At 31.9% G+C, this 19,506-nt stretch carries 14 protein-coding genes, 8 tRNA genes, 1 rRNA gene, 1 pseudogene and 1 riboswitch; of the genes and pseudogenes, 1 reads left to right on the forward strand and 23 read right to left on the reverse strand.

Annotation, left to right across the window (positions count from 1 at the left end; genetic code table 11):
• The 19 genes from B5X81_RS26525 to B5X81_RS26615 all read right to left on the reverse strand — a co-directional run.
• A 16S ribosomal RNA gene (locus B5X81_RS26525) occupies positions 1-194 on the reverse strand; the annotation flags it as partial.
• A 390-nt stretch (positions 195-584) separates the two neighbouring features.
• Positions 585-1,352: an ABC transporter ATP-binding protein gene (locus B5X81_RS26530; protein ID WP_079496036.1), complete on the reverse strand. Its 768-nt coding sequence runs from the start codon at positions 1,350-1,352 to the stop codon at positions 585-587.
• Position 1,353: 1 nt separating this feature from the next.
• Positions 1,354-2,421, reverse strand: a complete 1,068-nt coding sequence (locus B5X81_RS26535; protein ID WP_079496037.1) for a FecCD family ABC transporter permease — start codon at positions 2,419-2,421, stop codon at positions 1,354-1,356.
• On the reverse strand, positions 2,411-3,445 hold the full coding sequence (locus tag B5X81_RS26540) for an ABC transporter substrate-binding protein (protein WP_170917626.1): 1,035 nt from the start codon (positions 3,443-3,445) through the stop codon (positions 2,411-2,413). The genes B5X81_RS26535 and B5X81_RS26540 overlap by 11 nt, the downstream gene beginning before the upstream one ends.
• A gap of 232 nt (positions 3,446-3,677) precedes the next feature.
• A riboswitch (cobalamin riboswitch) is annotated at positions 3,678-3,860 on the reverse strand.
• Positions 3,861-4,023: 163 nt separating this feature from the next.
• A tRNA-Phe gene (locus B5X81_RS26545) sits at positions 4,024-4,099 on the reverse strand.
• A 54-nt stretch (positions 4,100-4,153) separates the two neighbouring features.
• Positions 4,154-4,230: transfer RNA gene (locus tag B5X81_RS26550), tRNA-Pro, on the reverse strand.
• A gap of 105 nt (positions 4,231-4,335) precedes the next feature.
• Positions 4,336-4,412: transfer RNA gene (locus B5X81_RS26555), tRNA-Ile, on the reverse strand.
• A 7-nt stretch (positions 4,413-4,419) separates the two neighbouring features.
• A tRNA-Ser gene (locus tag B5X81_RS26560) sits at positions 4,420-4,508 on the reverse strand.
• 14 nt (positions 4,509-4,522) lie between these two features.
• Positions 4,523-4,598, reverse strand: a tRNA-Lys gene (locus B5X81_RS26565).
• Positions 4,599-4,633: 35 nt separating this feature from the next.
• Positions 4,634-4,710: transfer RNA gene (locus B5X81_RS26570), tRNA-Arg, on the reverse strand.
• A 2-nt stretch (positions 4,711-4,712) separates the two neighbouring features.
• Positions 4,713-4,786: transfer RNA gene (locus B5X81_RS26575), tRNA-Gly, on the reverse strand.
• A gap of 32 nt (positions 4,787-4,818) precedes the next feature.
• Positions 4,819-4,895: transfer RNA gene (locus tag B5X81_RS26580), tRNA-Pro, on the reverse strand.
• A gap of 111 nt (positions 4,896-5,006) precedes the next feature.
• Entirely contained in the window at positions 5,007-5,480 is a 474-nt protein-coding gene (locus tag B5X81_RS26585; RefSeq protein WP_079496039.1) for a metallophosphoesterase family protein, read from the reverse strand.
• A 6-nt stretch (positions 5,481-5,486) separates the two neighbouring features.
• Entirely contained in the window at positions 5,487-6,083 is a 597-nt protein-coding gene (locus tag B5X81_RS26590; RefSeq protein ID WP_079496040.1) for an XTP/dITP diphosphatase, read from the reverse strand.
• A 47-nt stretch (positions 6,084-6,130) separates the two neighbouring features.
• A complete protein-coding gene (gene rph / locus B5X81_RS26595; protein ID WP_079496041.1) occupies positions 6,131-6,856 on the reverse strand; it encodes a ribonuclease PH in 726 nt (241 codons plus the stop codon).
• Between the two features lie 392 nt (positions 6,857-7,248).
• The gene (locus tag B5X81_RS26600) at positions 7,249-8,268 is read right to left on the reverse strand and encodes a GerMN domain-containing protein (protein WP_079496042.1); all 1,020 of its coding nucleotides are present in this window, start codon (positions 8,266-8,268) and stop codon (positions 7,249-7,251) included.
• A gap of 146 nt (positions 8,269-8,414) precedes the next feature.
• Entirely contained in the window at positions 8,415-8,933 is a 519-nt protein-coding gene (locus B5X81_RS26605; protein ID WP_079496043.1) for a DUF2179 domain-containing protein, read from the reverse strand.
• A gap of 121 nt (positions 8,934-9,054) precedes the next feature.
• Positions 9,055-11,145 (reverse strand): N-acetylmuramoyl-L-alanine amidase, encoded by a 2,091-nt coding sequence (locus tag B5X81_RS26610; protein WP_170917627.1) that lies wholly within the window; start codon positions 11,143-11,145, stop codon positions 9,055-9,057.
• 243 nt (positions 11,146-11,388) lie between these two features.
• Complete coding sequence (locus B5X81_RS26615; RefSeq protein WP_330397459.1) at positions 11,389-12,381, reverse strand: AIR synthase family protein; 993 nt, start codon at positions 12,379-12,381, stop codon at positions 11,389-11,391.
• 292 nt (positions 12,382-12,673) lie between these two features.
• Between B5X81_RS26615 and B5X81_RS26620 the strand changes: the two genes are divergently transcribed.
• The gene (locus tag B5X81_RS26620; RefSeq protein WP_079496046.1) at positions 12,674-14,218 is read left to right on the forward strand and encodes a hypothetical protein; all 1,545 of its coding nucleotides are present in this window, start codon (positions 12,674-12,676) and stop codon (positions 14,216-14,218) included.
• Between the two features lie 113 nt (positions 14,219-14,331).
• Here the strand turns inward: B5X81_RS26620 and B5X81_RS26625 are convergent, their stop codons facing one another.
• From B5X81_RS26625 to B5X81_RS26645, 4 genes and pseudogenes are all read right to left on the reverse strand, one after another.
• A complete protein-coding gene (locus B5X81_RS26625) occupies positions 14,332-14,922 on the reverse strand; it encodes a hypothetical protein (RefSeq protein WP_079496047.1) in 591 nt (196 codons plus the stop codon).
• A gap of 319 nt (positions 14,923-15,241) precedes the next feature.
• The gene (locus B5X81_RS26635) at positions 15,242-16,930 is read right to left on the reverse strand and encodes a peptide ABC transporter substrate-binding protein (protein WP_079496049.1); all 1,689 of its coding nucleotides are present in this window, start codon (positions 16,928-16,930) and stop codon (positions 15,242-15,244) included.
• Between the two features lie 129 nt (positions 16,931-17,059).
• The gene (locus tag B5X81_RS26640) at positions 17,060-18,742 is read right to left on the reverse strand and encodes a peptide ABC transporter substrate-binding protein (protein WP_079496050.1); all 1,683 of its coding nucleotides are present in this window, start codon (positions 18,740-18,742) and stop codon (positions 17,060-17,062) included.
• 544 nt (positions 18,743-19,286) lie between these two features.
• Positions 19,287-19,506: pseudogene (locus B5X81_RS26645) on the reverse strand (group II intron reverse transcriptase/maturase); the annotation flags it as partial.

Genomic DNA, 19,506 nt, shown 5'->3' on the forward strand with positions numbered 1-19,506 from the left:
CTTATGAGGTATTAATCACCGTTTCCGGCGGCTATCCCTCTGTACAAGGCAGGTTACCCACGCGTTACTCACCCGTCCGCCGCTTTCCAGCTCTATCTTCTCCCGAAGGATTAGTTAAAGCCTTCTCGCTCGACTTGCATGTGTTAAGCACGCCGCCAGCGTTCATCCTGAGCCAGGATCAAACTCTTAAATAAAATTTTCGGGTTTGACCTTTTATGGTCAGGCTAAACGTTGACTTTTACATCAATCGTTCAACATGTTTTTTATCCTTACACTGTTCAGTTTTCAATGTCCAAAGCTATCTTTTAATATTTTGTTGCCATTTCAGCAACGAAGTTAATTATATCAAATCTCTACATAGATGTCAACACTTTTTCAACATTTTTTGCTATTAATTTATGAAAATCTAACTTTTGTTAAAACTCTAAATATAAAAAAAGAGTCATCATATCACAGGCATAAGTGTAAAAAGTATTCTAGTTAATTAATTTAGGTTAATACAATGCCTTATGAAATTCTTTAATGGTAACCAAAAACATAAACTTCATGGTGCTATTGATAATGCCATAAGTGAAATTGTCAGCTTATATATGATTCAAAGTAAATGCAACACTTTTTATACCTGTTTCATCATCGGCAATAATTTTAGAATTCACTCCAAAAAGTTTTGATATAATCTTAGGCGTTATAACTTCCTCTTTAGTCCCATATGCAACTACTTTACCTTCTTTTATAGCACATATTTTATTACAATACTTAAGTGCTATATTTAAATCATGTATGGCAGCAATAACTGTAATATTAAGGTTTTTAACTACTTCCATAAATTCAAGTTGATGTTTAATATCTAAGTGATTAGTAGGCTCATCAAGTACAAGATATTCCGCTTTCTGACATAGAGCTCTTGCTAAGATTACCCCTTGCTTCTCACCACCTGACAGACTACTATAATTTCTATCTTTAAAATCAATCATTCCAACAGTTTCAAGAGAATTAAGAGCAATATCTATGTCATAACTAGTATCTTTGTCTAGAAATTTTTTATAAGGTGAACGCCCCATCATAACCATATCAAATACTGTAAAATCAAAATTATACTCATTATGTTGAGACACTACAGCTAGTTTTTTTGATGTATCCTTTATGGATAAATTATCAATATCTTTATCTTCAAAATATATTTTACCACCACTCTTTTTCATGACTCTATAGATACATCTTAATAGTGAACTTTTTCCACTACCATTAGGTCCAATAATTCCTATAAGATCACCTTTATCAATTTTTAAATCTATACCATTCAATATATTGATTCTATCTATACTTAAAGATAAATTCTCTAATTTTATCATACTATCCTCCAAATCCATAGTTACGTCTAGCCAGCAAATAAATAAAAAATGGTGCACCTACAAGAGATGTAATTACTCCTATTGGTAGCTCACTTCCCTTTATAATTATTCTTGAAAACACATCCGACCATATAAGAAAAATCCCACCTACTAGTGAAGATATAATAACTACTTTTCTATGATCCGTTCCTGTAAACATTCTAACTATATGAGGGATTATAAGTCCAACAAACCCAATCATACCAGAACAATAAACACTAAATCCAACAAGAATAGAAACTACAACAATATATATAGTTCTATATATATTTAAATCTTTTCCCAGAGTAATAGCAACCTCATCACCTAAAAGCATAAGGTTGAGCGTTCTAAATTGTGTTACAAAAAATATCAGGCCTAATATAATTACAGGAGATATCAACATTATATGTTCCCATTTAGCACCAGCCACACTTCCCATTAGCCAAAATGTAATATCTCTTATTCCCTCTGCATTATCAGCAAAATATATTATAAAACTAGAAAAAGCAGAACACATAGCACTAAGAGCCATACCTGATAGTAATAATCTAATGGAATTAGCTCTACCTCCAGCATTGGCCAAAATCATAACCATAATAGATGTAATAAAAGCTCCTATAAAAGCACAAATGCCAACATAATTCCCACCTAGTTTTGTACCTGTTCCTAGTAGTATAGCAACAGTAGCACCAAGAGAAGCTCCTGATGATAAACCTAATATATATGGATCAGCAAGTGGATTTTTCACAATAGCTTGCATAACTACACCGGATGTAGTTAAGGATACACCTATAAGCATAGCAAGCACTATCCTAGGAAGTCTGATATACCATACTATATCATGCATAGCACCTTTTGATAAAACTTCAGCATGTCCTAAACCAAAAATCTCAAATATAATTACTTTATATACTTGTTCCATAGATATATCAGCAGAACCAATTGTTACTGACAAAAGCACTGATAAAAACAATATTCCTACTAATATAAAGGAAAGGCCCCAAATATTTTTGGAGCTTTTTATAAAACCCTTCTCTTTAATATTCATCTGGATACAGTCCCTTTAGCATAGTCTTAACACCATCCATAGTTCTAACACCACTACAATACACCTCTCCTAATCTAATTGGAAGAACTTTATCATTTATTATTGCATTAACACTCCTTAAACCCTTATGATCTTTAAGATTACTAATTGCATCGTCACGTTCTACTGATGTTTCATAATAAGAGTAATAAACGGTGAATATTACATCTGGATTAAGTAATGCAATTTTTTCAGCTGTTATATTCCCACTTTCTTTTACCACAAGATCAGCACCTAATTTAGTAATTAAATCTCCACCCACACTATCTTTACCATAATTTCTAAAAGTACCATCTTTTCTACATTGAAGAACTAATGCTTTTACAGGATCTTTACCTTTTGCAAACGCCTTACCCTTTGCAACTTCTGCTTTTATTTCATCAACAATCTGTTGCGCTTTTTCTTCTTTATTGAAAACTTTTCCTAAGTTAAGAATGTCAGTATACTCATGCTCTAACTTTCTATCTCCTCTAACACCACTATTATTCATTATATATGTATTAATACCTCTATCATGCCAAAAGTCCACTTCTCCTAATTTCTTTTCACCAAAGTATGATTTCCAACTTACAATCAAATCAGGTTCAAGTGCCATTACTTCTTCTTTTGTCATACCATTTTCATAGTAGTTGATTGTAGCAAAAGCATCTTTATACTCATCCTTTACATCGTGGTCAAGACCCGCTGCACCTACAATAGTATCTTCTACACCAAGGGCTAGTAGGGTTTCTATACAGTTTTGGTATACTGCAACTACTTTTTTGGGCTTTTCCTTAAAAGTTACATCAATATTCTCTTTTTGGAAACTGTAGGTTGCAATAGTTAATGGGTAATGGCTGTCAGCTTCACCTTTAGCACACTCTGCTGAAGTTTCTGTGTTTTTTTCTGATACCACTTTCTTTTCCTTTAATACCTCATCACTACTACATGCAGACATGTAAAAAGCTATACAAATAACAATTAAAATACTAAAAAATCTTCTCATAACAATCACCTCGAATATCATTTTTGTAAAAAGATAATATATAGTACTATATATTATTATCAACACAAATTAGATCCTGTTAGTTATTTCAAAAGCATAATTTTTTTCACTTTATCCTCCTTAATTTTTTATTAAAAAGTCCAATAAAAAATCCTACCAAATGGTAGGAAAAAACTTAAAACTATTAAGCAAATATACTATTTACCCTAATAATAGACTTCCCACCGAAGTTTTTATTACATCATATAAGGCAGGTTTCCTGACTTGTAGTATAGCTTACTCTCTTTGCCTTCCCAAACATTGCTCAGTGGCTGTTAAAGATTTCATAACTACTTACAGTAGCGGGGGCTGTAACGGATTTACACCGTTTTCCCTTTTAACCTATTTCATAGGCACCTCATAATCTATTCAATTATATTGTCATTAACATTCTACCATAATGTCTTTTTTTGTCAATCATTGTTGTTCTATGTAAACATAGTAAAACCACTTATTAAAACAGAAATCTTATTAAAAAGCAAATTAACAGATAAAGAAAGAAGATCAGAAAACTTTCTGATCTTCTTTCTTTTCAATTTTGGTGCCCAGAGGCGGAATCGAACCACCGACACGGGGATTTTCAGTCCCCTGCTCTACCGACTGAGCTATCTGGGCATATAAGTTATGGAAGCTAACGAAAAAGCTTTTTCTAACCTTTTACTTTTAAAATGGTCGGGGTGGCAGGATTTGAACCCGCGACCCTCTGGTCCCAAACCAGATGCGCTACCAAACTGCGCTACACCCCGAATAAACATTATAAAGTTTTGTTAACAAGGTAGTCTTTTTACCTATCGGTAAAAACCACAAAACTTCCCTCGAACCTAAAGGTTCGCTACAAAGTTTTGTTGACTTGGTGGGCCTTCAGGGACTCGAACCCCGGACCTGCCGGTTATGAGCCGGACGCTCTGACCAACTGAGCTAAAGGCCCTTATATTTGGCGGAGGGGGTGGGATTCGAACCCACGGCCCCTTGCGGAGTCACTGGTTTTCAAGACCAGCTCCTTAAACCACTCGGACACCCCTCCGTTCACTTCCAAATTGGTGACCCATCCGCGACTCGAACGCGGGACACCCTGATTAAAAGTCAGGTGCTCTGCCGACTGAGCTAATGGGTCATTTAACTTGTAAATTAATTTGTAAATATTTTAAATGGCGTGCCCACAGGGATTCGAACCCCGGACTCACGGCTTAGAAGGCCGTTGCTCTATCCAGCTGAGCTATGGGCACATTGGAGCGGGTGAAGGGGATCGAACCCTCGCAACCGGCTTGGAAGGCCGGGGCTCTACCACTGAGCTACACCCGCAAGTTAGATACAAAAAATTAAAACTTCTATTTTGGTCGGGGTGGCAGGATTTGAACCCGCGACCCTCTGGTCCCAAACCAGATGCGCTACCAAACTGCGCTACACCCCGCTTTGCTGACGAAAACTATTATATACCATTTATGACTTTTCGTCAACATTTTTTTGTTTTTTTCTTAAATAATTATTTGCTATTTAATACAATTTTATACATAGATATATTTTATAAGTTGAATAGTTGTATGTCTACATTTTCTCTACACACATTCATTATAGCATATGACTGCTTTGTTCCACCCCTTGGTCTTGATATACTTCCTGGATTAATAAAATCTATACCATTCTCCTTTTTATGCATAGACATATGGCTATGGCCGAAAATAACAATGTTTGAATTGATTTCTAATGCCTTATAATATAGTCTATTAAGATTAAATTTAACATTGTAATTATGCCCATGGGTTAAAAATATTTTCTTACCTTCAATTGTTATTATAGTTTCTGATGGGGCTTCACAGTGAAAATCAATATTTCCCTTTACAGCAATTACATCAATATCTATCATTTCTTCTAGTAGTTTAGCATCTCTATATGTATCACCGGCATGAAGCAGTAAATCTATATTCCCCATAGCCTTCAAAGCTCTTTGAGCACTCAAAAGATCTCCATGTGTATCACTTAATATTCCTATTCTCATAATTTTTCACCTAATATATTTTTTAATCTCCTTTTTAAATTTTACAAGAGCCTTTGCCCTGTGACTAATTTTATTTTTAATTTCACTTCCAAGTTCAGCAAAGGTTTTATTATACTCACAAGCTATGAACAATGGATCGTATCCAAAGCCTTTTATTCCTTTTTCTTTTAACCCAATTTTACCTTCACATTCTCCTCTTACACTAAAGCTTCTACCATCAGGAAATACCACCGATATAACAGATACAAATCTTGCTCCCCTTTTTTCAGCGGGAACATCCTCTAACATTTTTAATAATTTCCTATTATTCTCATTATCTGTTACATCTTCTCCTGCAAACCTTGCTGAATAAACACCAGGTCTTCCATCTAGATAGTCAACCTCAAGGCCCGAATCATCTGCTATAGTGGCTATATTAGTTTTCCTCATAACCGTAACAGCTTTTTTCATGGAATTTTCTTCAAAGGTTTCTCCATCTTCTATTATTTCAATACCTCCTAAGCCTGCAGCTGTCATAGATATTAATTCAATATTAAAATTCTTAAGTATGTCACTTATCTCCTCTAATTTATGCTTATTTTTTGATGCTAAAATCATTTTCATCTTTAGTTCACCACCCTTTAAATAACATAACTATTAAATCTTGTGATTTACAACTCAATCTTTAATACACTTTTTTGAATTTCTATAAGCTCATTAATACCTTTTTTGGCCAAAGCTAAAAGACTCATTAACTCCTCATTATTGAAAGGTGATTCCTCTCCTGTTCCCTGTATTTCAATAAATTCACCCTTATCCGTCATGACAACATTCATATCAACCTTAGCATTTGAATCTTCTTTATAACATAAATCTAGTATAGGTACATCTTTAACAATCCCAACACTTATAGCTGATACATAATTTTTAATGGGAATTGATTTTAATGTCCCTTTTTCTACTAGCTTATTTAGAGCATCTACCAATGCAACATATGCACCAGTAATAGAAGCTGTCCTAGTTCCTCCATCAGCTTGTATTACATCACAATCAATCCATAAAGTTATTTCACCTATTTTATTTAAATCAACTACAGAACGCAGTGCCCTTCCTATAAGTCTTTTAATTTCATGGGTTCTTCCCTCTAGCTTACCCTTTGTTGCTTCTCTAAATTTCCTCCCTTTAGTTGAGCCCGGTAGCATAGAATACTCAGCTGTTATCCATCCCTGTCCACTTCCTTTTAGAAATGGAGGAACTTTCTCATCTATAGTAACTGTACATATTACCTTAGTATTACCCATTTCTATCAAAACGGAACCCTCTGGATGGATTAAATAATCCTTCGTTATTTTTATAGGTCTTATATCATCAGTTTTTCTTCCATCAAATCTATTCATATTTATCTCCCTTCATATTCTTTCAATTAAAACCTATGTATTTTTTAAACCATACATTAATATATTTTACCATATATAATGAAACAATCTCAAAATTAAATTTATATATACTAAAAATATTGATACTTCTACGATTTTTTAATGTATAAATTTTTATTTAAATCCATATAATTTGCATAGTAAAACTTAATTTAACTTGGGGTTTTAGTAAATTAAATATTTAATTTTAACTGTAATTTAGGGGATTTGTTTATTACATTAACGAAAAAAAAATATTAAAAGCCCTCACTCAGTATAAGAACTACCACAATAAGCTAATTTATATTATTTCCAATAATAATATATAATATATTATCCAAATTAAAAATCCAGGTTTCCCTGGATTTTTAATTTTAATATTCATTTGCAAATGTAGGTACTGCTATTGGTTCTTCTTTAGTTCCCTCCCCGAAATCAATTTCCTTCCCATTGGCCATAATACTTACTTTCTCTACTAGAACATCGTTTTTATAGTATTCCTTAAGAGTTAATGCAATGGACTTAATCATGTCTTGAGCAATGCTTTCATCTTCTATTTCTTTTATTTCTTCGCTAAAGTCAATATAAGCCACACCATCAAGAACATCAACATTTCTAATTTGCAGGCTGCTAGGTATTACACTAAACAAGCCTGATTCATCAGATGGTCCTTCAATTAAAGTTTCAAGTGTTCTTATAACCGTTACTGATTCATTTTCCGCTATTTCAACATCCTTTGTAACTGGTACAAAATAGTTCTCCATACCATTAACGGTTCCCTGATAGTATACTATTACTTTACTCTTATCTTCACCACTACCGCTGTAGTTTATATCCTTCCTTGCAAGGGGCCTGGAAACATCTAGTCCATATGTAAGCGCATTAGGACTTTCGCCTTCAATCATAATTTGAACCTCTTCAACAGTTGGAAATTCAGTTAAAGTATATACTACAGACTTTACTATTGCCATTTCTTCCTCTTTGCTTCCATAGTTTTGGAATTCTTCTGTTAAATTCACTTTGCACAGTCCGTTATTTATACTCATTCCTATAATTTCAGTATTAGCTGGTAGTATAGGTGCTAATCCGAGAGTTTCCATGTCACTTCTGTTGGCGGTGTTATCCACTAGTGCTCTCATAGATGCTTTAGCAATTCCTCTTCCTTCAGGCCATGGTATCTTTCTCATAACTGGAACAAGATAACCTTTATCATCTTTATAATACAAAACTGTGTTCCTTAAACTCTGATCATCCTCTGGACTTTCAATAAGTGTTGGCACTTGTTGTTTTTCACCATTTAAAAATGTCTTGAGCATGCTAGTACCTTTCCATACAACCAAGCTTAATACCAAGCAAGCCGACAATATTAGTGCTATAACTTTCTTGCGCCTCATGCTAAAAATCCCCCCTATTGATTACCCAACATCAAAACTTATAATGCTTTAGAGTTGGTTATATTTGATTCAAGGCTGTATATTAAATTATATTAGGAGTGGGGGGATACTATGTCTGTTTTATTTTACTTTTTTGAAATAGTAAACTATCTTCTTTTCATCTTAGCAAAATATCCACCTTTTATACTTTTTATATCAAAAACAGTTACAACAGGTCTTTTTTCTAATTGATCTAATATATTATACAATTTCTTTATGTTTTTTCTATTCATCATAACATTCAATATATATCTTTTCCCGTCTCTACCTTCACCTTCTACAACAGTTACTCCGAACCCTTCATCCCTGAGGTTTTCTGCCAAAATTTTTCCATCACAATGAGAACAAACTATTTGAGCCGTAATTTTTCCAATAGCTAACTTTTCTTCTAAAAAGCTTCCTACAATATTTCCACAGGCATATCCTAAAGCATAAACCAGTAGATTTCTATAATCAGACAATCCACTTACTACCTTTCCCAATGCTGTTATATATATAATAACTTCAACAAAGCCCAATAATGCTGCCTGAACTCTTTTCCCTCTCACTATAAAAAGCATCCTAATAGTAAATAATGACACATCAGCCACTCTAGCAATAAAAATAAAAAGATAGCCAAGTAACATTTGTTATACCTCCTTTTCTAAATTTAAATGTTTAAATTATTTTCTCATTATAAATACTTACCCATTAATTGTATATAAATAGATATAAATTTTCAAGAAAAAAGACTGGTATGAAACCAGTCTATTTCATTAACACAGTGTCAAAGTATTTAATTATACCCTTTAAAGCAGCCTCTGCACACTTCTGCCTATAGTCTTCTTGTGAAAGAAGTTGTTCTTCTCTTTGGTTTGATAAGAAACCTAATTCCAATAAAACAGCTGGCATCTTTGTCTCTCTAATTACAACTAACTTAGGTCTTTGAATTATCCCTCTATCACGGGCATTTAATCCTTGAACAAGGGCATTTTGCATTATATTGGCAAATGTCTTGTTGCCCCTACCATCATTTGGATAGTATAGAACTTCAACACCTTGAGCGCTACTATTTCCTGCAGAATTTGCATGGACACTTACAAAGGCGTCTGCTCCAAGCTCATTTGCAATAGCAGGTCTGTCATACAAACCAATATAGTTATCATCATCACGGGTCATATAAACTTTAAAGCCTTCGTTTTCAAGAAGCTTTTTAAGCTTTAATGAAACCTCCAAATTAACATCCTTCTCCTTAACATTAAGTATTCGCCCTGTTGCTCCAGAATCATAACCACCATGACCGGGATCAATAACAATAAGTTTATCCTTATATCTAGATTCCTTTACTTTATTATTAATAAAGCTGAACATTATTTTGTCAGTTATACCACTACCAGAATCATCTTTAAAACTTGTTCCTTCAGAAAGCTTTATACTTATATTATAGTATTTATCACTACTTTTGTCGTCAATATCTATATATTTAACAATACTATCATCTATATCCATCTTTAATCCATCCAGCATAATATTGTCCTTAGGAAGTTTCAGCTGAACTTCGTTTTTGCTTCTATTATACTCTTTTAAATATTTACCCTCTGTATTAGCAGTAATTTCAAGCTTCGCCAGATTAATATCATCCTTGTAATAATCTATTCTATCTAGAGGTTTTCCAGCAACAAAAACATATATTTGATTCTCGGCATGTTGTATATATACATTATCCATGCTTGTATCATCTTTTAAATCTACTACTACTCTAGTTATCTTATCATCCGGCTCATAATTCTGATCTGGAGTAAACTGTGAAAATCTAACATTTTCTATTACTCCTTTGTCAACAGTTATATAGTCCTCATCATCTTTAAGTAAACTATCGAGAACATCTACTACTACCTTGTCCTTTAAAAACATAACATTATATGCAGGAGCTTCTTCAGTTTGGATTAATACAGTATCCACATTATAAATTTCATCGACTTTTACATTTTTAACAGAGTTTATAAGCTTTATTCTGAGTTCATTTTTCTGCTTATCATAGAAAATATCATGTCCTTTTTTTCTATCCACATCAACTGTTACTCTTGTTTTAAGTGGTTTTTCTCCAGATTGTTCTGCCGTTATGGTTTTAACTTCTCTAGAATATACATCTATATTAACTAGTCCATTTTCTTCTAATATAGATTGATCCGATATATCTAAAATGGTATTAGGAATATCTACTACTAGCCTATCATCTCCACCAACTTCACCACCTGCTAAGAAAAATGAAGAAGTATCAACTTCACCAGTAGTTTTTATAACAATTTCTGGAAATTTATCAGAGCCATCATATGTAATATCTTTAATTTTCTGTAGGGGTTTATCTATTGTGGCTGTCATGGTTTCCCCTATCCATCCTACTTCCATTCCCAATTGTTCTGATACAAATCTCAATGGAACCATAGTTCTATAATTTCCATCATAACCTATTAGTTTAGCTGGAACATTATCGGGTAACGTATGCTCGGTACCATTTACAAAAACCTTAGGACTATCTATTTTAAGAATAATCTCTTTAGTATCAGTTTTTATAATTGCTTCCTTACTTTCTTGATTCCACTTAACCTGCGCTCCAAGATTTTCACTAATAAATCTTACCGGTACTAAAGTTCTACTATTAAACAACATTCCAGGGACATCAGATATTATATCTCTTCCTCCCATTATTAAGTTTACCGTAGGCACATCATATTCTTTGTTGTTAGATCCGTCGATAATTTGTAAGCTTTCCTTTTCGAACTTTTTCATTCCAAAGGAACTTATCGTCATACTCATAAACACAATAATTACTAGTATTAACGATAGTGTTTTTTTCATTCTATTATCCCCTTTCATGTTTTTCGATTTTCTATAGAGATTCCAGTAAAGACTTTAATTTATACATACCAAAACCTCCCAGAACCCCTGAGTGTTTTGATGTATATAAATTAAGTTTTACTAGGAACTCTCCATAAATGACTTCTTAGTTCTATTTATATCATTTGATGTAGATTTATGCAACTTAATATAGATAAATGTAATTAAATTTTAATAAACTAAAAGCAGCTTTTAAGCCGCTTTTCAAATAACCTTGTATAGCTCATCACTCTGTGGAGATTCAATTTCAAATTCCCTATTATTTTCAATTAAGTATTTTCCTGTGACCGTTATTTCCCCTATTACACTGGCATCAATTCCACTTTTCTTTAATTCTTTAATTAGCTTTTCCTCTTTATCTGGACTTATAGTTATTACCATAGTTCCACTTGAAATCAATTTCAATGGATTAATATTCAAAAACTTACAAATTTCTTCTGTTTCTTTTGAAATTGCAATCTTGTCCCTATAAATATTACATCCAACTTTTGAGGCACTACAAATTTCCCATACTGCTCCTAAAAGTCCACCTTCTGTTACATCGTGCATACTGCTAGCACCTATCTTTCCACCTATAACGCCTTCCTTAACAACGCTTATATACTCAACCATTTTTTGAGCTTTTTCAATTATTTCCCGGGAAAATGTCGAACTTAATTTTTCTTCCAAGTCGTGAGCTATTATTCCTGTACCTTCTAAACCAGCAGTTTTTGTCATAATAATTTTATCTCCAATTTTAACTTCAGAGTTTCTGACGATCGAAGATTTTAATTGTTTTCCAATGGCAGTAGCTGAAATCACTATCCTATTTACAGCTCTGGTTACTTCTGTATGTCCACCAATTATCTCTACATTTAGTTTTGCTGCTTCCGATGCAGCTTGCTCCATAATCTGATCTATTTCCTTCTCAGTTGTCTTCTCTGGAGCCAAAATAGTCATCATTAATCCTAATGGCTGTATCCCGTTTGAAGCTATATCATTACAATTTATATGTACTGCCAATTTTCCTACTTCATTGGCAGCCCCAGTTATAGGATCAGTAGACATTACTAAAGCATATTCTCCAAAGTCCACAACAGCACAATCTTCTCCTATTCCTGATCTAACTAAGACTTCTTTTCTACGAAATTTAATATGACTAAATACTATTTTTTCCAGCAATTCTGAATCTAGCTTTCCTACCTTCACTCTATTCATCCTTTCTTTAAACACAGATGCTATAAATACTTCATAGATGTATACTCATAAAACTTTAGAAATTAATAAGAAGAAAATCTCTCATTACATTATATCTCACTTTTCATTTCAATTGTATGTATTATTTGAAATTTTTAATCTTAATTGAACTTCCTGCTCCATTTTATATTAAAGACAAACAACTTTAAGGTTTAATTAAAATTATTCCATTTTCTCAGAATATCGGGGAGTTTTCTAAATATATATATATAGTAAAGATATGAATTGCATTTTAAAATAAGGTGGTGTCTTTATGGACGTAAAAGATCTACTTGAAAGTCTGGATTACTCAAAAGAAAATATAAATAGACAAGCTTTGGTTTATTCCTTCTCAAATATTTTAACATTATCTATACTTTCGGGCTTTGGAATAAAATATGATTTATCAGAGGAAACCATTGAAGACTTCATTAATAAGAGTCAGAAAAAGAATGGAAAAAAAATTATTAAAGATACCGAAGTGGATACTTCTTCATCAATGAATCAAGAAGATCCATTGAAAGTAATAAATGAACAGCTTACTTCAGATGATGATTTCATTTTTATCAAGGATTTAATTCCTGTAAAAGCAATATATTCAAGAACAAAATTAAACAATTCTTTCCATGATGATATTAAAAAAAATACTGGTATAGATTTAAAAATTAATAATAAAAAATCAAAAATGAAGCTTAAACCTAAAAACCAAGGATTATTGATTTTAAATGAAGTCAATCTTGCGAAGTATTTATATAACAAAAGTGTAATCAGAAAAAACAAAGAAGCTTCTACCTCAGAAAAATTCATTGGTATGCTCTTATTTAATTCTGCTATAGAGCAAGGATTATTTTGTCAAAATAATCTTCGTAATTCTAAAGGCTTTTTTATTGCTAAAGATAATGTTTCACAAGACCCTAGTAAAATTAATTTGAAAGAAATAAAAAATAAAATTGACTGGGAAGATCAAGTATGTATGCTTTGGGCCTATGCAAAATTATATGAAACCCTTGAAAATAATAATTTTAAAAGATATTCTAATTTAGGAAATGCAAAGCTTTTTAAAGATTATGCTTTTAATATACTTAATCTTTTGAAAACCCATGAAGAAGAAATAATAGACTTAGACACATCCAGCTTTTCAAGCTTAACATCTTCAATAATTGAAGCATTAAATATTATAGATAAGGAAAAGAAAAATCTGAAATTTGTTTTGAGCCTTTGTGACGAACTTTATATAAGAGAAAAACAAAAAGGTTTTATGGTCTCAAGCAGATACATAAATCAACCAGCTTCCTTAGCCTCACACTTTAAATCCATAGAAGCCCTAACCAATGGTTTTCTATATACGAATTTAGATTTATTTTTAAATACTTCAGAAAAGATATATAGTAACTTAAATAGAATCTGGGATGACAATATCGGTTTATTTAAACTAGATAGAAACCATACTGTAAAGTATTCTTCCAAGAGTATCTCCTATGTACTTAAATCCCTTAATAAGCTTTCACGTACTACTAATTCTTTGAAGGTAAAAGAAAATATTAGTAATCAACTAAACAGCTTTTTTGATTCCTCAATAAACGAAACAGGTATTCAAGCTTCACCACCTAGTTTAAATAAAAGTCTAAATATGTTAAGAAGTCCGGAAACTATTACATCGGTTATTGAAAATATGATAGAGGATAAAGGAGTATATGTTATTGAAAAAGGCTTTGAATTACCTGAAAATAGTAATAAAATTATCAAATACTCTAATGAATTTAGCTGCGAACATGCTTTATATGCATCAGATGCAATGTTAAGTTTAGCAATGGAATAATGAAGTTCTAAGCTGCAAGTTCTAAGTTCTAAGGCTTTAGTCATTCTGTTGAGAGAAAGGTAAATGTGAAAAATGATTTTATAGTCTTAGAGCTTAGAACTATTATTAACATTTTAATTTTCTTTACAGAAATGCTTTTTCCATTCTTTATTTGTCATCATTCTATGATCAGATATTATATATAAAATATCTATATCCGACGGTTTAATATCGTGGAATATTAACACCTCTGCATCATACTCCTTTACTTTGTCCAACCTCTTATCTAAATTTTCTTTAAATGAGCATGAAGTCTTCCAATATTTTTTTAGTAACCTAGTCCCCTCATTTTCTAAATATTGTTTTGATTTATTATATTCATCAATTTTGTGTAATATAAAAGGTTCATATATTTGATTTACTAGATTTTCATTGGCAATCCAGCATTTTTCCACATCAACTTTTATACTTAATAACGCCGTATGGGAATGGAACTTATGGTTTTTATTGAAGTCCAAACTTCCAAATATAGCTTTTTTTCTCACAACCCAATCTGGTATCTTTTCCTCTTTATACCTGTCTATATAATCATGAAACTCGTAATACTTCGTTGTATATGTTTGTTTATCATCATATTTTATTCCATCTTTTAGTGCATATTCTAAGTCTATAATACTTATTATATGATAAACTCTATTATTTTCTTTAAAATCCAAAAATTTCATTGCACCACCTCATGATTAGTTTTCTTCTATTTGGGCATATTATACTTAATTGAAGAAATTACATAAATTAAGTTTTGAATTAGATTCACTATATATCAACTAAAAAAATATTTTTCTAAATTGGTTCATACTAATCGTCGAGGTGGTATTATGATAAATATAAATTGTACTATTCATAATTGTATATTTGAAAAAGATGGTAAATGTACATTAACTCATGTTTCTACTCCTTCAAATGTATACAATCCAGAATGTATTTATTTTAGACCAAAATATGAATCAAATTTGGAATTGGAAAATAATGCACAAAAAAATGATATTAATAACCTCTAGATATATTATTAGATCTTCCTTCTATATAAGCTTTATCAAAAAACATATGTCCTAGTGGTGTTCTAATCCACCCTTTAACATAATCTTTCATCATCATTGGATTAGTATAATAGTAGATTGGAACCACTATCATATCTTCCATTATTAAATCCTCTGCTTTATGCATTAATTTAGCTGCTTTCTTAGGATCACTTTCTCTTTTAACAGCATAAATTAGTTTATCAAATTCTTCATTATGCCATTGTGAATCATTATTATCACTTTTAGACAAAAACATATTTAAAAAAGTCATTGGATGATTATAATCTCCAATCCAACCATGTCTTGCCACAGCAAATTCACCCTTCTGTCTATCGGATATAAATGCTCTCCATTCCATATTTTTCAATTCTACATCAACATTCAAATTTCTCTCCCACATTTCCTTTATAGCCTCTGCAATTCTTTTATGATTTTCACCAATATTGTACTTAATTTCAACTTTAGGAAATCCTTCCCCGTTTGGATATCCTGCCTCATCTAATAATTTTTTAGCTTCTTCAACTTGTGCTCCCATAGGATCGATTCCATAGTCTCCACCAGCTTCTCTAAAGTCTTCTTCGCCGGTAATTATCCCAGGAGGGACAAATCCAGTTGCTGAAATCTGTTCCCCTAATGTTACAGTTGTAACTATAGCCCTTCTATCTATAGCTTTTGCAAAAGCTTTTCTAACCCTTACATCGTCAAAGGGTTCTCTTGTAACATTAAAGCAAAAAAAATATGTTCCAAGATAAGGAGCTATCATAAAATCTTCATTTTCAGCTTGAAGTCTTGGAATTTCTTGAGCAGGAACTTCATTAGTTCCATCGATTTCTCCTAAATCAAAGGCCAAAAGACCAGTAGATGGTTCAGTAATAAATACAAATCTAACTTCATCAAGTTTTACCCTGCCTTGATCCCAATAATTTTCATTTGGTATAATACTTAATAGATTATTTTGATTATACTCTGCTAACTTAAAGGGTCCGTTTGTAATAACTGTTTTTGGATTAAATTCCCATGTATCGGGATTTTTTTCAACTACATCTTTTCTAATTGGAAAATATGTTGGAAAAGCAAGCAATTCAAGTATATATGAAGTAGGCTGCTCTAATGTAATCTCTAAAGTATTATCATTAATCGCCCTAATGCCTAATTCCTCTACTGGGAGCTTTCCCTGATAAATTTTTGTGGCATTTTTTATAGGATCCAGCATATAAGCAAAATTACATGAAGTTTCAGGATTAACTGCTCTTCTCCATCCATAAACAAAATCCTCAGCGATAACAGGCTTGCCATCAGACCATTTTGCATCTTTTCTTAAATGGAAGGTCCAAAGAGTTTTATCTTGACTTGCATACCAGCTTTTTGCCAAACCAGGACCCTGTTCCATATTTTCATTAGTTCTGACTAATCCTTCAAAAATATTTTGCATAACTATCGATGCACTTAATGAAGTTGCTTTGTGGGGATCGATACTATCAGGATCAGCCACAAGATTATAAGTTAAAATCTGCTCTTCATTTGGCAATTCTTTAAAAATTTTTTGTGCATCTTCCTGTTGAATTACTGTGGATGGGATTTCCCTTTTAGAACAACCTGCAAATGTTGTTAGCAATGGAATTAATACCAATAATGCTAAATTTCTTTTTAACAAAATAATCCCTACCTTTTATTCTTTATAATTATAAAAATAAAACATTACCATAATACTAATAAAATGACGGTTATATAACCGTCATTTTATTATAATATGATTCTTTAATATATTCAAATTTATATTTTTTTACTTTTCTATATATATTTTATCAGCAAATAGATTCCCTAAAGGATTAATTACCCAATCCTTTACATAAGGCTTAATTGCTTCTGGGTTAGTTCTATAGTAAATAGGCATAATTGCCATTCTCTCCATAAGGATATCTTCTGCCTTATGCATGTATTCATTAACTTTCTTAGAATCTGTTTCGCTCTTCGCCAATCTTACTAAATTATCATATTCTTCACTACCCCATCCAGTATAGTTATTACCACTATCTGACAAGAATAAATCGATGAAAGTCATAGGATGAACATAATCTGCTCCCCAACTTATTCTTCCTATTTCATAATCATAGCTTTCAAGCTTAATTAAATGAACCTTCCATTCTTGATTTGAAAGCTCTACACTGATATTTAAGTTTTTATTCCACATTTCTTGAATAGTTTCAGCTAATTTCTTATTATTTTCATCGGTATTATAGCTAATTGTAAGGGTTGGGAAACCTTCACCATTTGGATATCCTGCTTCTTCTAGCAGCTTTCTAGCTTCTTCAACCTTTGCTCCTTCTGGGTCAATACCATAGTTTCCACCAACTTCTCTAAAGTCCTCACCACCATAATTAATACCGTAAGGAACAATACCAGTTGCAGGTGTTTCTCCGCCTTGAAGTACAGTATCAACAATGGCCCTTCTATCAATGGAATAAGATAAAGCTTTTCTTACCTTTTCATCATTTAGAGGCTCAACTTCATTATTAAATGTAAAATAGAAAGTACTTATATCAGGTAAAATCATAAATCCTTCTTCTTCAGATTGAAGTCTTGGGATTTCTGAACGTGGTACATCATCTATAGCATCTAGCTGTCCAGATTCATAAGCTGCTAAAGCTGTAGAATTTTCATTAATCAATGTCATATTAAATTCATCTAGCTTAACTGCTTCTCTATTCCAATAATGTTCATTTGGAACCATTTTAATCATTTCGTTATGACTCCATTCCACAATTTTAAAAGGTCCATTAGAAATTAAAGTTTCAGGCTTTAATGCCCATCCCTCTGGATCAGCTTCAACAATATCCTTTCTTACTGGGAAAAGTGTTTGGAAAGCAAATATTTGTTCCATCCAACCAGTAGGTCCTTCTAAATTAACTTTAATAGTTTTATCATCAATAACTTCAATACCTAGATCTTCTTCAGTTGCTTCGCCATTAAAGAATTTTTCTGCATTCTTAATATAGTATAATTGGTATGCATAATCTGAAGCGGTTTCTGGCTTTAATGCTCTTACCCATGAATATTTAAAATCATGGGCAGTTACTGGCTTACCATCTGACCATTTTGCATCATCTCTTAAGTAGAATGTAAATTCTGTAGCATCTTCATTAATATCCCATTTTTCTGCCATCCCTGGTTCAGCTTTAGAATTGTCATCAAGTCTTACTAAACCTTCAAAGGTGTTCCCAAGAACTGTTAATCCAACGTTTTCTGATGCTCTATTTGGGTCTAAGGTTTCTGGGTCAGCCCCCATATTGTAAGTAAATACCTGTGGTACCTCTTCTTTTTCTTCTTCTGCCCCTATATTATCCTTTTCTTCTTCATTATTTGTATTAGGTTCTTCTGTATCATTAGCAGTATTTTGACCACATCCAGTAAACAAAGAAACCGCTAGAACAAGAACTAATAATATTGATAAAACCTTTTTCATCATAATATCCTCTCCCATTTTTTATAATTTGAATAACAATATTTAATTATAAAATTATCCATAACCCCTACAAAAGAATGTACAATCATGAACCTGCACAAGTTCATGATTGTTAAATATATTTAAAAAGCTTCGCATTATAATATAATTATAATTTATTTTAAAGCCTAGGTCAATATAAAATCAATTATTTATAAACTTTTATTAAAATATATTATATACATAAATTATTTTTTTACTTCGATTTTATAATTTACACAAGAAAAAACAGCCCTAGGGCTGTTTTTAAATTAGAAATTATCTATATATAAATAATATTGTCATTTAAAATAAATTTCAAATAGAATGATGAATTTTCCTACATTTTTTATTTGAAATTTATTAAACCTTAAAATTGTTTGTCTTTATTATAATTTTAAGATATTCTTTTATATTACAACTCAAAATTATCGAGTAGCTAGAAAATAGGATAATTAATCCTATTTTCTTTGCTCTCACAGAACCGGACTTACGTTTGCCGTATCCGGCTCCTGAAATTTCTCGTAAACTAATAATAGTTCGACAACAATCCAACTTCGTATTTTGTTAAATCAATGAGTCCAAGTTCTTCAAACAGTTTGTTGGGAAGTAGCATGTGTATGATGTGAACATTTGAATTTTTCCACTTTGTAACTGCCATCTTCTCCCCACTGCCTTTGATTCCTTGTTTTCTCATTTCTTTATGCATTGCCTTATATGTTTTCCATTGCTTCATCTTTATCATTCTA

The sequence above is a fragment of the Maledivibacter halophilus genome (genome assembly GCF_900167445.1).
In the GTDB taxonomy this organism is placed as follows: domain Bacteria; phylum Bacillota; class Clostridia; order Peptostreptococcales; family Caminicellaceae; genus Maledivibacter; species Maledivibacter halophilus.

Coding starts and splice junctions, on each gene's coding strand:
- B5X81_RS26530 (WP_079496036.1), bottom strand. CDS start 1,352: ATGATAAAATTAGAGAATTTATCTTTAAGTATAGATAGAATCAATATA.
- B5X81_RS26535 (WP_079496037.1), bottom strand. CDS start 2,421: ATGAATATTAAAGAGAAGGGTTTTATAAAAAGCTCCAAAAATATTTGG.
- B5X81_RS26540 (WP_170917626.1), bottom strand. CDS start 3,445: ATGAGAAGATTTTTTAGTATTTTAATTGTTATTTGTATAGCTTTTTAC.
- B5X81_RS26585 (WP_079496039.1), bottom strand. CDS start 5,480: ATGAGAATAGGAATATTAAGTGATACACATGGAGATCTTTTGAGTGCT.
- B5X81_RS26590 (WP_079496040.1), bottom strand. CDS start 6,083: ATGAAAATGATTTTAGCATCAAAAAATAAGCATAAATTAGAGGAGATA.
- rph (WP_079496041.1), bottom strand. CDS start 6,856: ATGAATAGATTTGATGGAAGAAAAACTGATGATATAAGACCTATAAAA.
- B5X81_RS26600 (WP_079496042.1), bottom strand. CDS start 8,268: ATGAGGCGCAAGAAAGTTATAGCACTAATATTGTCGGCTTGCTTGGTA.
- B5X81_RS26605 (WP_079496043.1), bottom strand. CDS start 8,933: ATGTTACTTGGCTATCTTTTTATTTTTATTGCTAGAGTGGCTGATGTG.
- B5X81_RS26610 (WP_170917627.1), bottom strand. CDS start 11,145: ATGAAAAAAACACTATCGTTAATACTAGTAATTATTGTGTTTATGAGT.
- B5X81_RS26615 (WP_330397459.1), bottom strand. CDS start 12,381: ATGAATAGAGTGAAGGTAGGAAAGCTAGATTCAGAATTGCTGGAAAAA.
- B5X81_RS26620 (WP_079496046.1), top strand. CDS start 12,674: ATGGACGTAAAAGATCTACTTGAAAGTCTGGATTACTCAAAAGAAAAT.
- B5X81_RS26625 (WP_079496047.1), bottom strand. CDS start 14,922: ATGAAATTTTTGGATTTTAAAGAAAATAATAGAGTTTATCATATAATA.
- B5X81_RS26640 (WP_079496050.1), bottom strand. CDS start 18,742: ATGATGAAAAAGGTTTTATCAATATTATTAGTTCTTGTTCTAGCGGTT.